This is a genomic window from Methylobacterium sp. NEAU K, from assembly GCF_030700285.1.
Lineage (GTDB): Bacteria > Pseudomonadota > Alphaproteobacteria > Rhizobiales > Beijerinckiaceae > Methylobacterium.
The window spans coordinates 112,579-128,508 of sequence record NZ_JAUYZJ010000008.1 but is presented as its reverse complement, the minus strand read 5'-3'; the positions used below and the strand labels follow the sequence as shown (position 1 = coordinate 128,508).

Below are 15,930 nucleotides of genomic sequence, written 5' to 3'. Positions count from 1 at the left end.
CGAGGCCGAGGGGAACGCCGCTTCTCGGCTCGACGCGATCCGGCGCCGTCGAGTGCCGCACCCAGCTCCGGGACGGCGCCGACCTGGATCTGGCCGGAAGCATCGCATCCGCTCTCCGCGCGGCCCCCGCCGCGCAATGGAATTGCCGAAGCAAATTTTAGGGCTCAGCGCCACCAGAGCTTAATAGTTGAGCCAAGCGAGCTCTGGTCGACGGCCGGCGCCGAGCCAGATTGCAGGGCTTCATTTGGCCTGCGCTGGGTTCTGTAGTGTTCAAGGTATTGGCGTTCCTGGCCGGGCTCGGATCGGCCTGCTGCGGCCTGCTGTTCCTTCGAGACCTGCTGCTGTTCATCACGCTGCAACAGATGCCGCAGGGGTCGCGCCTCGCCCTGTCGATCGCAATGCTCGGCCTCGGCCTCGGCCTGAGTCTGGGACTTGTCGTTCACCGGCTTCGCCGCAGGTGCTGAGCACAGCCGATCCGCTCGCAGATCGCGTCCGGCGTGTGCCGCAGCACGCCACCCTCGAAAGCTTGGGCATACATCAGGGTCACACCGCGAATTCATTCGCGGACCTGACGGAGACTTCCGATGACCCTCTCGGCTCGTTTGACCCTCGCCGCCGCTGCCGCTGCCGCCACCTTCGCGGTGCTCGCGGGCTCGTACGTCCAGGCCCTGAACCTCGCCCTGCCGACGCACTTCGTCTGATGCCGGTCCATGCACGCGACGGAACGCCTTGCGCTCCGTCGCCTCTGAATGATGGCGGGTCCGCAGTTCCGCGAAAGGTGAGGGGCGATGCACGCGATCCTGAATTCAGTCGTCGACGGCAGCCTCTGGCTTGCCGACGTCCTCGATGACCTGCTCGACCACGCCATCATGGGCTTCGGGGCGGCCGCACCGTTCATCGCGCGGACGGACGAGGAGGGCGCGGCCGAGTAGCGAGCGACCTACGCCATTGCGCGGAACTTCGCACGCGCAACCCACTGCGTCTTGAGCATACGCGGCCGTCGACAGGCGTGCAGCATCGCACGGACGAAAATTGAATGGCGGGCGGTTTTTCTGAAACGCGGTCTCGGCATCACTATTGCCGAGCCTGAGCGGCATCGCCATTTCTTGTCTCATTCACGGACGAGCGGCGAACCGTAGTCCAGGATTGAACCGATGGCTGCCGTCACAGTACAGAAGCCCCTCGATGTCGGTGGCCCGATCAGCCGCCGCGCGGCCGCGCTCGCCAATGCCAAATGGTTTCGCGCCCTCGCGTGGCGGGCGCTGCGCGACGGCGGCCCGGAGGCGAAGCTGCGCGCCGCCAACGCCCGTGCGGCCGCCCGTATCGTCCTTCGACAAGCGAGGCGCGAGGCCCTCGTCAGCCGTATGGTACGCGAGGCGTTCCACCCCGATCTGTAGCGCTCCCGGCTTCGCCATGCCGAGGAGGCCGGCGTGCAGACGCGTGCGTCACCAATTCGGATCGGCGGGATCCGCCACTTGGCAACCCGGCCGGTTGGACGGGCCCGCGTTCGGGGCCGCCGGGAGCGGATGCGATCCGCTCCCGACAGTCCCAGAACGGCGCTCGTATGTCAGCGCTTGAACTTGCCGTCGTACTTGAACTCGGGAGCGGACTTCAGCTGGTCCTTGCTGGCACCGATGATCGCCTTCCATTTCTTGGCGTCGGCATCATAACCGAGGGCAACCGAGGACGGCGTCACCGCGACGTAGTGCTCGCCCATTCCGAGGAAGCCGCCGACCGAGAGGATGTAGCCTGCAAGCTTCTCGTGATCGATCACCAGATCCTTGATCTCGCCGACGGTGTTGTTCTGCGCGTCGGTGACGTTGAGGCCAATCAAGTTGTAGCTCAGGACGGCGTCCTGCGGGACGGACTCGAACTTCGGCGCCACGGTGGGGGGCGCGGTGTTGGCCGCGAGGGCCGGCCCGGCCAGGACAGAAGCGGCGAGGGTGGCGAGGACGAGACGGCGCATCGGAAACTCCAGCAGCCCGGGATGGGCGCCTGGAAATCACGCATCCACTGGCATCGTTCCGCCGCCTCGCAGAAATGTAAATGCCCGGAACATGGAACCAATCCGCCCAGTCGGTCGGCAACCGGAGTGTACCGGTCCGCGCCCGGGACAGTTCGGCCGGCCTAGCCGCAACCGTCCCTGGCCGATATCGCCCGCCGGACGCATGCCCTGCGGGAGTTGATAGCCGGGGAGGGTTGGGTGGCGGATCAGGCGGGAACGTTCGAGGGATCGCGCAGTCGTGCGACCGGATCGGGCGCCTGGATCGACGGGCTCATCGGCATCGCCATCTTCAGCGCATCGCTCGTGGCGACCCGCTTGGCGCTGACCGGCCTGGACGCGCTGTTCCTCAGCGCCGCGCGGGCGGCTCTGGGCGGCATCGCCGGGGCGGCCGCCCTGCTGGCGTTGCGGCAGAAGCGGCCGCGCGGGCGCGACATCGGGGCTCTCGCCATCGTGGCCGCCGGCGTCGTGTTCGGCTTTCCCCTGCTGACGGCGCTCGCCCTCCGGACGGTCGGCGCGGCCCACGGGACGGTCTTCCTGGGCCTGCTTCCCCTTTCCACAGCCTTGTTCGGCGCGCTGCGGTCCGGGGAACGCCCGTCAGCCGCCTTCTGGGTCCTGTCGGTGCTGGGGGCCCTGATCACGGTCGGATTCGCCGCGCGCGGGCTCGACGGAGCGCCGGGCGCGGGCGACGCCTTCATGCTCGCGGCGATCCTCGTCTGCGGCCTCGGCTATGCCGAGGGCGGGATCCTGGCGCGTCGGCTCGGCGGATGGCAGGTGATCGCCTGGGCGACGGTCTTGTCACTGCCCCTTTCCGTGCCGCTGGCGCTGGTCTTGAGCCCGGCAGACCCGGGGGCGGTCCCGCTCCCGGCCTGGGCCGGCCTCGCCTACGTGGCGCTGTTCAGCATGCTGATCGGCTTCGTGTTCTGGTACCGGGCGCTGGCCCGGGGCGGCATCGCGGCGATCGGGCAGCTCCAGCTGCTCCAGCCGTTCCTCGGGCTCGGCGTCGCCGCCCTGGTGCTCGGCGAGCGGATCGAGCCCGCAATGGTCGGTGCGGCGATCGCGGTCGCTGCCTGCGTGGCGCTGGCGCGGCGGCTCGCCTGAGCCGGGCGCTCCTCAGCCAGACTTGGCGACCACCTCGATGTCCCGGTCCAGCCCGCTCTCGACCTTGAACTCGCGGGTGTAGACCTGCCCGTCATGGCGGGCGATGAGCACGTAGTCGCCCTCCGCCAGCGTCACCTGCGGGAACGCGCCGATCGCCTCGCGGATCGTGTCGCCGCCCGGCGTCAGCACCGAGAAGGCGGTGCCCGCGAAGGCTTCGGCACCGGGGGCCGCGACGAGCTTGAGGGTGACGGTGGCGGCGCGGTGGTTGAGGGTCGCCTCCGTGACCTTGCCGTTCTCCACCCGGAGATCCGCGCGCTGGATCGCGTTGGATTCACCGTAGGTCGAGACCACGTGATAGGTGCCCTCGGGCAGGCGCAGCATCTCGCCGGCCTTGATGCCGCTGCGCACGAGCCGGCCCTCGGAATTGGTGCCCACCGGCACGAACACCGAGAACGAGACCTGGGCGGCCGGGATCTTCTGGTCGCCGACGGCGCCCGAGAGCCTCAGCGCGCCGGCCGCCACCCGGAGGGTATCGGTGGCCGGTTGGCCGCCCATCACGATGCGCTTCGAGGCGCTGGCGAACCCGTAGGTCACGGTCGCCACGTAGGTGCCGGGCGCGAGGGTGAAGCTCGGCTCGGCCTCGGTGGAGCGGGCCACGATCGCCGGGCGGGTGCCGTCGCCGCGGTCCTCGTAGATCCGCCACGCAAGCCCCTGGCGCAACGGCACGCCGGCCCCGGACAGGAGCGCCGACAGGGACAGCTGCGCCTCCGGCTCGGCGGGCGGCATGCTGGGAGGTAGGTTCGGGCTGGTGATCGAAGGGGAGGGCAGGGGATCGCCGAGGCGGTTCTGGAACACGCCCTGCTGCGCGAGCACGGGGGCAGGCAGGAGAATTGCCAACGCCATCGCGGCAAGCCTCGTGCGCATCGCTGGGATCCTCTCAAGCCGTCAGTCCACCGCCGCCTCTGCATCCCGACCATGGCGGCGGCAAGGCCGCCCGATCTTCCACCGGGCGCCCATGCATGCCACATCCGAGCCGGAACCCGCCTCCGGGACACGACGCATGACCGAAACCCTCGATCTCCTGAAGACCCGCCGCTCGGTGCCGCCGCCCCTGCTGGACGGACCCGGCCCGGACCGTGCGCAGCTCGAGACCATCCTGACCGTAGCCTCCCGGGTGCCCGACCACGGCAAGCTCGCGCCCTGGCGCTTCATCGTAGTCGCCGGCGAGGCGCGCGAGCGGGTGGGCGCGATCATCGCCGCGACCTTCGCGGCCGACAATCCCGACGCCGCCCCCGAGCGGCTGGCGCAGGAGCGCGGCCGCCTGATGCATGCGCCGGTGGCGATAGCCATCGTCTCGCGGGCGGGCCCGCACGTGAAGATCCCCGAATGGGAGCAGGTGCTCTCCGCCGGCGCCGCCGCGATGAACCTCGTGGTCGCGGCCAACGCGTCCGGTTTCGCGACGTCCTGGTTGACGGAGTGGTTCGCCTACGACCGGCGCGTGCTCGATGCGCTGGGCCTCGCCCCGACCGAGAAGCTCGCGGGATTCGTGCATGTCGGGCGGGCGCGCGAGGTCCCTCCCGACCGGCCGCGGCCGACGCTTGCCGAGATCGTGACCTACCTCTGATCGCCACCGCTCCCTGAAGGTTCACACGTGCATTACGATCTCGACATCCCGCGCGAGGCGCGGTCCCTCCCGCACAATCCCCTGAAGGCCATTGTTGCCCCGCGGCCGATCGGCTGGATCAGCGCGATGAGCCGCGCGGGCGAACTCAACCTCGCGCCCTACTCGTTCTTCAATGCCGTGGCGGACGACATGGTCGCCTTCTCGTCCTCAGGGCGCAAGGACGCGATGACCTTCGCCGAGGAGGGGGCCGAGTTCGTCTGCAGCCTCGCCACCTGGGACCTGCGCGAGGGAATGAACGATTCCTCGGCGCCGCTGCCGCGGGGGCAGAGCGAATTCGCCTTCGCAAACCTGGAGACCGCTCCATCGCGCAAGGTGCGGCCACCCAGGGTTGCGGCCTCACCCGCCGCCCTCGAATGCCGGTGGCTGCAGACCGTGCCGCTCGTGCCGCTGGGCGGCGGCGATGCGGAGAACTTCCTGGTGATCGGCCAAGTCGTGTCGATCTATGTCGACGAGCGCTACGTGGTCGACGGCAAGGTCGACACGGCGGCGATGCATCCGATCATGCGCGGCGGCTATTTCGACTATTTCCACGCCACGGCCGATACGCGCTTCCAGATGCGCCGGCCGAAGGGCGCGGGCGAGTTCACCGGGTCCTGAAACTGGATACGGGGCCTCAACCTGGATTGAGGACTTGTTTACCATGCGCGGCGCAGGTTCACGGTGTCCTCAGACCCCGTGCGCGCCCGGATGTTCCTGTTCACCACCCCGTCCAGTCCGCCGGAGACAGGCCCGCCCGCCCAGGCGCGGGCGGCGTCCGGGTCGGCCGCGTCCGGACCGGTTGTCCAGGCGATCCGCGACGGCGCGATGGCGAGCGGCGTCGGCTTCGACTACCTGCTCGCCACGGCCCGGCGGGAATCCGCCCTCGACCCGGCGGCCAAGGCCGGGACATCCTCGGCCACCGGCCTGTTCCAGTTCATCGAGCAGACCTGGCTCGGCGTGATGAAGAGCGCCGGACCGCGGCTCGGCCTCCAGGCGCAGGCCGACGCCATCCGCCGGCAGCCGGACGGCACCTATGCGGTCACCGATGCCGAGCAGCGGCAGGCGATCCTCGACCTGCGGCGTGACCCCAAGATCTCGGCCACGCTCGCCGGCGCCCTGACCCAGCAGAACGCCGACGCGCTCGCTGCGGCGCTCGGGCGCGATCCCACGGCGGGCGACCTTTATGCGGCGCATGTCCTCGGGGCCAAAGGCGCGGCCGCCCTGATCTCCACGGCCCGCGCCTTCCCGGAGCGCGCGGCCGCCCTCGATCTGCCGGAGGCGGCATCTGCCAACCGGGCCCTGTTCTACGACCGGACGGGCCGGCCCCGCAGCGCGGCCGAGCTCTACGCCAGCCTCTCGGCGGCCGCGCAGGGTGCGGCCGCCACCGACCTGACCTCCCTGCGTCAGGACGGCGCCCCAGCGACGCAGGTCGCCACCGCCTATGCGAGCACCGCCACCGCGTTCGGCGGATCCGCCGACCTGCGCAGCCTGTTCCAGACCGATCAGCGCGGGGCGGTGTCGGACGCCGCTTCGCGCCTCTGGCAGGCGCGCAACACGACGGCGCCGATCCAGCACGCCGCGCCGACCTATTTCCCGCGCACCGGGTCAGCGCCCCCAGTGAGCGTGGCCGTCGACGAGCCCGCGACCACGGGCGCCGTCGCCGAACCCGTTGCGACACCGGCCGGCGCCGCCCTCGTGAATCCGCCGCTGCCGCCACGCCGCCCGGCGGAACTCGCCGCGGCAGGAATGAAGACCGGCCTCAGGAACAGCCTGTTCGCCCCTCGGAGCGGCCCATGATCATCCGCGAGTTCCTGGCCTGGACGCAGGACGCTTCGGCCGGCCGCCGGGCCGAGGCCACCACGGCGCTGGCGCGGGCCTATCTCTACGGCGACCTCTCCGCCGACGAGGCCTGGGAAGCCAAGACCGCGCTGCTGTCCCTCCTGGACGATCCTTCGCCGGTGGTCCGCCGGGCCCTCGCCGAGACCTGCGCGGCCTCGGCGCGGACGCCGCGCCCGCTGGTCGTGGCGCTGTCCTGCGATGTGCCCGAGGTGGCGCGACCGGTGCTGGCGCGCTCGCCGGTGCTCACCGACGCGGACCTCGTCGACGCCGCGGCATTGGGCGACGAGACGACGCGGGCCGTCATCGCCGCGCGTCACCACCTCTCCCACGCGGTCGCGGGCGCGCTGGCCGAGATCGGTGAACTCGACACGCTGGTCGTGCTCGCAGGCAATCCAACCGCGAAGATCACTGCGGGCCGGATGCTGCGCATGGTCGAACGCCGCGGCGCGGAAGCGGCCCTGCGCGAGGCGCTTCTCACCCGGGCCGAGCTGCCGCCGGAGGTGCGCCACGCGATCGCCCTCGCGGTGGCGCAGGCCCTGTCGGATTTCGTCACCCGGCGCGGCTGGATCGGCATCGAGCGCTGCGACCGGATGAGCCGCGAGGCGGGCGAACGCGTGGCGTTGGAGGCTTGCGACGACGCCGGCGCCGCCGCGGTGGCGCGCCTCGTGGCGCATCTGCGCACGACCCGCCAACTCACCGCGGGCCTGGTCTTCCGGGCCGTCCTGTCGGGCCGGACCGATTTCGCGCAGGCCGCCCTCGCCGACCTGTCGGGCCAGGACCACGCCTCCGTCGCACGCGCCATGCGGGATCCCTGGGCCTTCGCCGACCTGCACCGGAAGGCCGGGCTGCCCGAGGCGCTCATGCCGGCGATGCAGGCCGCCCTCGCGGCCCGGCAGGCGGCCGCGAGCGGCGCCACGGGCTTGCGTGGCGCCGGCCTGTCGCGGCGAATGATCGAATGCGCCATCGATGCCTGCACCGATCTGCCTGCCCCCGAGATGCACGCCGTCGTAGCGCTTCTGACCCGCTACGAGGCCGAGGCCGCCCGGGACGAGGCCCGCGAGGCCGCCCGCGCCATCGCGGTGCAAGCCATGGCCCGGGAGGCCGCCCGCCGCGAGGCCGAGGCCGCCGATGCCGCCTGGCGCGCCGCCCTCGACAGCCAGCGTCGCACCCTGTTCGCCGCCCCGGCGAGCGCAGCGGAAACCGTGGTGGTCGCGGCGACGCCCGTGGCCGCGGTGGCCGAAGCGCATGACCGGGCGGTGCCCGAACCCACGATCGCGGTCGCGGCGGAGCCTCCCGCCGAGCCGGCCCAGCCGCACAACCCGGTCGGGGCGATCCTGGACGCGCTCCCGGACCAGATCCTGGACTGGTATCGCACCGACCAGCCGGAGGAGGATCCGGAGGTGCGGGCGGCCACCGATGCCGTGCTCGAAGCGCTCGATGCCGGGCTGCTGGATCACTACCGCGCGAGCCGCGGGACCGAGGGCGGCGGAGCGGACGAGGCGCTGAGGATAGCGGCCTGACGGCAGCCCAGCGTCGCCGGCCCGACGCGCGGAGGCGGATATCCTCGAAGCCGGCCTATTCGGCCGCCCGGGACTGGATCGCGTCTGACGGGCCTGCGAGGCCGAACCGCGCGATGCTGGCTTCCAGCCGCAGGGCCGCGTTGATCAGCGCCATGTGGGAGAAGCCCTGGGGCGTGTTCCCGCGCTGCTCGCCGGTGGCCGGATCGATCTCCTCGGCGAACAGGCCGACATCGTTGCCCCGGGCGAGCAGCCGCTCGAACACCGCCTTCGCCTCCTCGGTGCGCCCGTCCAGCGCGAGGCAGCCGACCCGCCAGAACGCGCAGGCCGTGAACGTGCCCTCGTCCCCCTTCAGCCCGTCATCCATCCGGTAACGGTAGATCAGGTCGCCGGCACCCAATTCACGCTCGATCGCCGCGAGCGTCGAGCGGGTGCGCGGGTCGCCCGGGTCCAGGGCCCCGAACAGCGCCACTCGCAGGACGGCAGCATCCAGGTGATGCGCGTCGTAGGCACCCACATAGGCCTGCTTCTGCGCGTTCCAGCCCTTTTCGAGATACTCTGCCCGAACCTCGGCGGCGATGCGCTCCCACGCGGCGATCTTCTCCTCCGGCACGCCCGCGATGTTGCGCGCGATCCGGGCGGCGTCGGTGAGCGCCACCCAGATCATCGCCTTGGTGTGCACCTGCTGGCGCGGCCCGGTCCGCAATTCCCAGATGCCGTTATCCGCATCGTGCCGATGGCGGATCGCCCGGGCGGTGAGATTGTCCAGCACCTCGGGCAATCGGTCGTTGACCTTCTCGGGCGGATTGTAGTCGACCGCCTCCAGGAAGACGCACAGGGCCCGCAGCAATTCGCCGTAGATATCGTGCTGGTCCTGACCCGCGGCGATGTTGCCGATCATCACCGGCCGCACGCCGTTCCAGCCGGCGAGATGGTCCAGCTCCTCCTCGGGCGGCATGCCGTCGCTGACGCCGTACATCAGCCGCGTCTCGCGCCCGTATGTGCCGTCCCGCTCTCGCAGGAAGCGCAGGAACTCGGAGGCCTCGCGAACGTAGCCGAGCATCACGAAGGCGGTGATCGTGAAGGAGGCATCGCGCATCCAGGCGAACCGGTAATCGTAGTTGCGATCCCCCGGCACTGCCTCCGGCAGCCCGGCAGTGGCCGCCGCCACGATGCCGCCTGAGGGGGAGTAGGTCAGGAGCTTCAGGCACAGGGCCGATCGCATCACCGCGTCGCGGTAGGCACCGCGATAGGTGCTGCGGGCGCTCCAGCGGCGCCAGTACGAGACCGTGGTCTCCAGGCGACGTTGGGCGCCGGCGAAATCCTCGATGCAGGCCTCTTCCTGATCCTCGCCGTGTGTGAGGACCAGATAGGCTGTCTGGCCCTCTGCGAGGCTGAACCGGATCTCGGCTTCGTCGCCGGCCAGTCCCGGATGCGGAAACGCGTTCACGCGCAGGCGCCAGTCCCCGGCTTCGAACAGCACGGAGGCGTCCTCGACGATGGGCGTGCAGGGGCGGCGCGCGTAATCGAAGGTCGGGCGCACCACGAACCGGCCGGAGATGTGCCCGCTCTCGCAGGTGAGCAGCCGGATCAGCCGGCTCTCGCCCTCGCCATCCGGCCCTTCATCCGGCTCGGGGCTCGGCGGGTTGACCGGCATCAGGTCGAACAGGCGGCCGCGCCCGGTGGCGGTCGTGAATGTCGTCTCCAGGACGTTGGTATCGGGCACGTAGCGGCGTGCCGTGCCCGTGAGCCCGTCGAAGGCCACGCTGCACGCGCCGCCCTGCTCATCGTCGAGGAGTTTCAGGAACAGGGCCGGCGAGTCGTGGCGCGGCCAGCACAGCCAGTCGATCGAGCCGTCGCGGGCAATCAGCGCGCAGGAATGCGTATCGCCGATGAGGGCATAGTCGCTGATGGGCTTCGACACGTCGCTTCCGAATGGCGGCAGCCCTCCTCGTGCAGGGCGAAACTCACGCTGAGGTAGCCGGGCCGGACGGAGCGGGGAGTCCGGCTCGACGATTCGCCGCACGGGCTATCGAGCCAGCGCCTGTCGATCACGATCCGGGTCGGGGCAGCATCCGGTCGCTGATGATGCGCCGCTGGATCTCGCTCGTCCCCTCGAAGATCGTGGTCAGCCGCGCGTCGCGCCAGTAGCGCTCGACCCGGCGCTCGGTGGTATAGCCGTTGCCGCCGTGAAGCTGCATCGCCTGATTGGTGACGCGCACCGCCATCTCGGTGGCCAGCAGCTTCACCATCGCCGACTCGCTCTCCGCGGCCTCACCCTCATCGAGGAGATGGGCGACCTGGTGCCAGTAGGCCCGCGCCTGGGCGACCTCGGCGGCCATGTCCGCGAGGGCGAAGCGCAAGGCCTGGAAATCGCCGATCGGGTGGCCGAACTGGACCCGCTCCTGAAGGTAGGCCTGGGTGTCCTCGACGGCCGCCCGGGCGACGCCTACGGCACGGGCCGCTGTGTGGACCCGGGCGATGTTGAGCCCGCGCTGCACCGAGGCGAACCCGCCGGAATCCGCGTCCGCGCCCTGGTCTCCGTAGAGCCCGGTGAGGCGGTCGCTCTCGGGAACGCGAACGCCGTCGAGGATGAGTTCGAAGGTCTGGAAGCCGTGGTAGCCGATCTTGTCGATCACTCGACCGGTCATGCCGGGCGGGAAGCTGTCGCGGTCCTTGACCACCAGGAACGGTTCCAGGCCCGCCGAGCGCGGCTCGCCGGGCTCCGGATCGCGCGTCCGGGCCAAGACCTCGACGAAGTCGGCGCCCTTGGCGAATCCCGCCCAGCGCTTGGTGCCGCTGAGCACCCAGTGATCGCCGTCCCGCAAGGCCCGGGTCTGCACGCCGGCGAGATCGGAGCCGGCATTGGGCTCGGACAGGGAGATCGAACCGATCCACGCGCCCCGGGCCGAGCGCCGGAGCAGGTCCGCGCGACGCTCCGGCTCGAGGGTCTGGGTGCCGAGGCCCTGGCCGCGTGCCAGGATGCTACCCACCGACAGCCAGGCCCTGGCCAGTTCCTCCGAGACGAGGCAGTACTCGAACACGCCGAGCCCCAGGCCGCCGTTCTCCTCCGGGATCGTGATTCCGAACCAGCCCTTCCCGGCCATGGCGTCGATGAGCCGGCGGGGCATCTCGGCTTTCTGCCGGTCGAGTTCGTCGGCGAGCGGAAGCACCGTGTCCCGCGCGAAGGCCCTGGCTTCCTCCTGGAGCGCTGCGCGTGCGTCCGTGCGCCAGGGCGAGGCCAGAGCCGGTGGCTGCGGCGCGATCGGGTCCCGCATGCCGTTGAAACCGGTCATTGTTCCTCCCGTGATCATGTCGCGGCCGAATTCAGGACGCGTGCGGGAAACACGCGCTTACAAAATGGTTCCGCCAGGCGCCTTCGAATAATCACCGGTTCGGCGCATACTAACCTGATGACGCTCGCTGAACCGCTCGCCGATTCCTACGCGATGAATGCATCTGCAACGCCCCACATCCTCGTCGTCGAGGACGATCGGGAGATCTCGGCCCTGATCGCGCGCTACCTGCGTGGCAACGACTGCCGCGTGACATTGGCGGTCGACGGCAACGACATGGACCGGGCGCTGGCGGAATCGCGGATCGACCTGATCGTGCTGGACCTGATGCTTCCGGGCGAGGACGGCTTGACCCTGTGCCGCCGCCTGCGCGGCTCCTCGCAGATCCCGATCCTCATGTTGACGGCGAAGTCGGAGGAGGTCGACCGCATCCTGGGCCTCGAACTGGGCGCGGACGATTACCTCGCCAAGCCGTTCAACCCCCGGGAACTCCTGGCCCGCATCCGCGCGATCCTGCGCCGGGTCGCCGCGGAGGCTCCCGACTCGGACGAGCGCAGGCGCATGCATTTCTCCGGCTGGACCCTCGACGTATCGCTGCGGCAGGTGCTGTCGCCGGAGGGCGCACGCATCGCGATCACGGGCGCCGAGTTCGACCTGCTGCACGCGCTCTGCCTGCGGCCCGGACGCGTCCTGTCGCGCGACCAACTGCTCGACCTCACCCAGGGGCGTGCGGCCGGCCCGTTCGAGCGGAGCATCGACGTGCTGATCTCGCGCATCCGCCAGAAGATCGAGCGCGACACGCGCAACCCCGAACTCATTCGCACAATCCGCTCGGGCGGCTACCTGTTCACCCCCGAGGTGACGCGCTCATGAGCGTGCTGCGGCGGTTGCGCGACCGGCTTCGCCCGCAGAGCATCGCAGGCCAGATCGCACTGCTCGTCGTGGCCGGCATCGCGGTGGCGCACGTGGTCGCGACCGCGGCGTTCCTGCTCCTTCACGAATCACAGAACCCGGACCGTCTGCCGGGCGTCGCCGCGAGCCGGCTCGGCGTCCTGGTCCGGCTGCTCGACGCGGCCGATCCCGCCGCGCGGCCCGCGCTGCTGGCGAGCGGGCGCAGCCTGCCGCTGATCCGTATCGAGCCCTGGAACGGGACGATCCCCCCGGAGGCCAAGCCGGCACCCGACCTTCCGGTGATCCGCCGTCTGCGCGCCGCCGCCGGCCGGCCGATCAAGATCGTCGATCTCTCCCCGTTCGATGCCGAATCCACACGGGCGGACGACCGGCTGCATGTCGGGATCGTCACCCGCGGGGGCGCGACCCTCGAGGCGAGGCTGCCGAACGACTACCTGCGGCCGCCCCGGCAGGGGGCCCTGATCTTCACCGTCGTGTTCCTGGCGCTGACCCTGGCGCTGCTGTGCGTCTGGGCAACCCGGGCTTTGACCGCGCCGCTGGCGCGGCTCGCCGGGGCCGCGGAGGCGTTCGGCACCCGCGACGACCACGTCGCGCTGCCGGAGGCGGGCCCCCGGGAAGTGCTCGCCGTCTCCCGGGCGCTCGACCGGATGCGGGGGCGCGTGCGCCGCCTGATCGACGACCGGACGCAGATGCTCGCGGCGATCAGCCACGACCTGCGCACTCCGATCACCCGGCTGCGCCTGCGCGCGGAATTCATCGAGGACGAGCACGCCCGCGCCGCCACACTGCGCGACCTGGACCAAATGAACGGCCTGGTCGAGGCCGCGCTCTCGTTCGTGCGGGACGGGCAGGCGCGCAATTCCGCCAGCCACAGTCTCGTGGACCTCGCCTCGGTGGTGCAGACGGTCTGCGACGACTTCTCGGATTTCGGCGCGCCTGTGAGCGTCGGCCGCAGCCGGCACGTCCTGGTGAAGGGCCGGCCGGAGGAGCTTCAGCGGGCGATCACCAATCTCGTGGACAACGCCGTGAAATACGGCGGCGGGGCCGAGGTTCACATGGAGGCCTCCGAGCGCGGCGTCCGGATCTGCGTGCTCGATCACGGCCCCGGCATTCCCGAGGCTGAGCGCGAGGCGATGCTGCAGCCGTTCGTGCGCGGCGACCGCGCGCGCAATCTCAACGCAGCGAGCGGCTTCGGTCTCGGCCTGTCGATCGTTCTGGCGATCGTAGAGGCGCACAATGGCCGGCTGACGCTCGAGAACCGACGCGAAGGCGGCCTCAGCGCGGCCATCGAGCTGCCCCTGGCGGCACAAGCCTTCTCGGCTCAAGCAGCGCGGGAGAATGCCGTTTTGCCGGCCCGGGCGGCTTGAAGCCGCCCGAACGAGCGATCCGGATCAGGCCGCCCGGACGTTCCGCAGGAAGTGAGCCACCTCGGCGCGGAGCTGCTCCGACTGAGCGGCGAGGTCGTCCGAAGCCTGCGCCACCGAAGACGCCGCTTGGCCGGCATCACCGGCGACCCGCGCGACCTCGGCGATGTCGGCTGTCATCCCGCTGGTCCCGCTGGAGGCCTGTCCCATGCTGCGGACGATGTCCTGCGTGGTGACGCCCTGCTGCTCGACGGCGGCCGCGATGCCGGTGGACACCTGGTTCATCGCCTCGATCTGGGCCGCGATCCCCTGGATCGCCTCGGCGGCGCCCCCGGTCACACTCTGGATCGAAGCCACTTGCCGGCCAATCTCCTCGGTAGCCCGGCTGGTCTGGGCCGCGAGTTCCTTGACCTCGGCCGCGACGACCGCGAAGCCGCGGCCCGCCTCGCCGGCCCGTGCGGCCTCGATGGTGGCGTTCAGCGCCAGCAGGTTGGTCTGCCCGGCGATGGTCGAGACCATGCCGACCACGTCGCCGATGCGCGCGGCGGCAGCGGCCAGATCGGCCATCGTCCCCTCGGCTCGCTTGGCCTCCCCGACTGCCACGGCCGACATGCCGGCCGCCTGCTCCACTTGCCGCCCGATCTCCTGCACGGTCGCGCCGAGCTCCTCCGCGGCGGCCGCCACCGCATTGACGTTGTCGGCGGTCTGATGGGCTGCGCTGGCGACGCTGGTCGAGCGCTCGGAGGTGCCAGCGACCGCGACCCGCATGGTTCCGGAGGCGTCCTGGAGCGCTACGACGCCCCGCGTCAGCCCCTCGACGATGCCGCCGACCGATCGCTCGAAGCCATCCGCGAGATCCTTGAGCATGGCGCGGCGGGCCTGCTCCTCGCGCAGCCGGGCGGCCTCGGTGGTCTGGAGCTGCTGCGCCGCCTCTTCGAGCGACATGTCGCGGATGATGACCACGGCGCGGGCGATATCGCCGATCTCGTCTCCACGCCGGCTGCCCGGCACGTCGGTGAGAGCCTCGCGGGCAGCGAGGGCCTTCAGCGCACGGGTCAGCGCGCCGAGCGGACCCACGATCGACCGTGCGAGCAGCAGGCCGAGCACGGCCGTCCCGGCCAGGACACACAACCCGATCAGGACCAGCGTTCGCGAGAGCGCCCGCACGGCGTCGATCGCCTCCGCCTGCGACTGCTCCGCGACCACGGTCCAGGGCGCGCCGAGCACGGTCAGCGGCGAGACGGCCGCCATATGCGCGCCGTCCGCGGCCGTATAGTCGAAGCTGCCGCCCGCCTTGACGCGCTCGGCCTCGATCCCGAGCGGCGCAAGCGTCGCCCCAGCCTTCACCTCTGGGCTCAGCGGCGGATTGCTCCGCAGTCGCCCGTCCGCACCGGCGGCCAGGATCTGGCCGGTCGCCCCGAGGCCGGTGCGCTTGGACAACGCTTGGTCAAACAGGGTCGGCGTGACGCGCATGACGATGAAGCCGATCCGCTCCGCCGCCTGCGCCGTGCCCATGGCGACGTTCGCCCGCTTGGTCATGGCGCGCCCGATGAAGGCAGCCGGCACACCGTCTACCGGGTAAGCCGCGAAATCCTCGAACAGGACCGCGTTCGGGTCGGCGGATTTGAGCCGCTCGACGAGGCGCGCGAGAGCCGTGTCCTTCAGCGCGTCATCGGCGACCGACCTGGCGAAATCGTCGCCCTTCGTGGTCGTGTAGACGATGTGGCCGTTCGCATCGAGAAACATCAGGTCGGCGTAGCCGGCCTGAGCGATGAGCTTGCGCGCAACCTCTTGGACCTTCGCGTGGCGGCGCCCGTACATCGACGTCATCCCAGCGCCGTCCAGCGCAACCCGCGCCTCCACGGTCTGCGGAGCGCGGAACGCCTCGACCACCGCGGCGGTGTCGGGCTTTGCCGGATCGAGGTTGTCGATCAGATCCGGGAAGTTCGAGATGATCTGGGGATGCGCTGCGGCAGCGAGAAAATCGGCCTGCATCCGGTCTGCCACCAGCTCGATGCCGTCCCGGCGCGCAGCGGCGGCGAGTTGCAGGCGCTCGTTGGCTGCATCGATCAGCCCGGACCGGGCGGAATACCAGCTGAACCCGCCCATCGCGGTGGCGCTGAGCAGGGCCAGCCCGATCGTCATCGCCGGCAGGCGAGAGCTCAGCCGCGAAAGCATCACCATGGCAGTCCTGCAGGGATTTCAAATAAGAATTGGGCGCCAGATGCTGCCGCAA

The 15,930-nt window shown here is 70.8% G+C and carries 15 protein-coding genes; 10 read left to right on the top strand and 5 right to left on the bottom strand.

From position 1 onward, the window contains the following. The first annotated feature begins 266 nt into the window (after positions 1 to 266). The 3 genes from Q8W67_RS09010 (at position 267) to Q8W67_RS09000 (ending at position 1,397) form a co-directional block, all read left to right on the top strand. Entirely contained in the window at positions 267 to 464 is a 198-nt protein-coding gene (locus Q8W67_RS09010) for a hypothetical protein (protein ID WP_305543960.1), read from the top strand. Positions 465 to 788: 324 nt separating this feature from the next. Then, complete coding sequence (locus Q8W67_RS09005) at positions 789 to 932, top strand: hypothetical protein (protein WP_305543957.1); 144 nt, start codon at positions 789 to 791, stop codon at positions 930 to 932. Positions 933 to 1,154: 222 nt separating this feature from the next. Next, positions 1,155 to 1,397 carry a hypothetical protein gene (locus tag Q8W67_RS09000; protein WP_305543954.1) on the top strand — a complete coding sequence of 81 codons (243 nt, stop codon included), beginning with the start codon at positions 1,155 to 1,157 and terminating at the stop codon, positions 1,395 to 1,397. Positions 1,398 to 1,567: 170 nt separating this feature from the next. Here Q8W67_RS09000 and Q8W67_RS08995 read toward each other — a convergent pair whose 3' ends face one another. Next, on the bottom strand, positions 1,568 to 1,966 hold the full coding sequence (locus tag Q8W67_RS08995; protein WP_305543951.1) for a PRC-barrel domain-containing protein: 399 nt from the start codon (positions 1,964 to 1,966) through the stop codon (positions 1,568 to 1,570). 237 nt (positions 1,967 to 2,203) lie between these two features. Here Q8W67_RS08995 and Q8W67_RS08990 point away from each other — a divergent pair, with 237 nt between their 5' ends. Continuing rightward, a complete protein-coding gene (locus Q8W67_RS08990) occupies positions 2,204 to 3,103 on the top strand; it encodes a DMT family transporter (protein ID WP_305543948.1) in 900 nt (299 codons plus the stop codon). Between the two features lie 12 nt (positions 3,104 to 3,115). Here the strand turns inward: Q8W67_RS08990 and Q8W67_RS08985 are convergent, their stop codons facing one another. After that, positions 3,116 to 4,027, bottom strand: a complete 912-nt coding sequence (locus Q8W67_RS08985; protein WP_305543945.1) for a hypothetical protein — start codon at positions 4,025 to 4,027, stop codon at positions 3,116 to 3,118. A gap of 136 nt (positions 4,028 to 4,163) precedes the next feature. Between Q8W67_RS08985 and Q8W67_RS08980 the strand changes: the two genes are divergently transcribed. The 4 genes from Q8W67_RS08980 to Q8W67_RS08965 all read left to right on the top strand — a co-directional run bounded on the left by Q8W67_RS08980 (position 4,164) and on the right by Q8W67_RS08965 (position 8,125). Continuing rightward, positions 4,164 to 4,727 (top strand): nitroreductase, encoded by a 564-nt coding sequence (locus Q8W67_RS08980; RefSeq protein WP_305543943.1) that lies wholly within the window; start codon positions 4,164 to 4,166, stop codon positions 4,725 to 4,727. 27 nt (positions 4,728 to 4,754) lie between these two features. After that, on the top strand, positions 4,755 to 5,384 hold the full coding sequence (locus Q8W67_RS08975; protein WP_305543940.1) for a flavin reductase family protein: 630 nt from the start codon (positions 4,755 to 4,757) through the stop codon (positions 5,382 to 5,384). Positions 5,385 to 5,474: 90 nt separating this feature from the next. Continuing rightward, positions 5,475 to 6,563: a lytic transglycosylase domain-containing protein gene (locus Q8W67_RS08970; protein ID WP_305544179.1), complete on the top strand. Its 1,089-nt coding sequence runs from the start codon at positions 5,475 to 5,477 to the stop codon at positions 6,561 to 6,563. Further along, on the top strand, positions 6,560 to 8,125 hold the full coding sequence (locus tag Q8W67_RS08965; RefSeq protein WP_305543938.1) for a DUF2336 domain-containing protein: 1,566 nt from the start codon (positions 6,560 to 6,562) through the stop codon (positions 8,123 to 8,125). Before Q8W67_RS08970 ends, Q8W67_RS08965 begins: the two co-directional genes overlap by 4 nt. A 55-nt stretch (positions 8,126 to 8,180) precedes the next feature. Here the strand turns inward: Q8W67_RS08965 and Q8W67_RS08960 are convergent, their stop codons facing one another. After that, a complete protein-coding gene (locus Q8W67_RS08960; protein WP_305543935.1) occupies positions 8,181 to 10,046 on the bottom strand; it encodes a glycoside hydrolase family 15 protein in 1,866 nt (621 codons plus the stop codon). A 127-nt stretch (positions 10,047 to 10,173) separates the two neighbouring features. Next, complete coding sequence (locus Q8W67_RS08955; RefSeq protein ID WP_305543932.1) at positions 10,174 to 11,418, bottom strand: acyl-CoA dehydrogenase family protein; 1,245 nt, start codon at positions 11,416 to 11,418, stop codon at positions 10,174 to 10,176. A 117-nt stretch (positions 11,419 to 11,535) separates the two neighbouring features. Here Q8W67_RS08955 and Q8W67_RS08950 point away from each other — a divergent pair, with 117 nt between their 5' ends. Beyond that, complete coding sequence (locus Q8W67_RS08950; protein WP_305543929.1) at positions 11,536 to 12,291, top strand: response regulator; 756 nt, start codon at positions 11,536 to 11,538, stop codon at positions 12,289 to 12,291. Beyond that, a complete protein-coding gene (locus Q8W67_RS08945; protein WP_305543926.1) occupies positions 12,288 to 13,697 on the top strand; it encodes an ATP-binding protein in 1,410 nt (469 codons plus the stop codon). The genes Q8W67_RS08950 and Q8W67_RS08945 overlap by 4 nt, the downstream gene beginning before the upstream one ends. 24 nt (positions 13,698 to 13,721) lie before the next feature. Here the strand turns inward: Q8W67_RS08945 and Q8W67_RS08940 are convergent, their stop codons facing one another. Further along, the gene (locus Q8W67_RS08940; protein WP_305543923.1) at positions 13,722 to 15,878 is read right to left on the bottom strand and encodes a methyl-accepting chemotaxis protein; all 2,157 of its coding nucleotides are present in this window, start codon (positions 15,876 to 15,878) and stop codon (positions 13,722 to 13,724) included. Positions 15,879 to 15,930 lie beyond the last annotated feature (52 nt).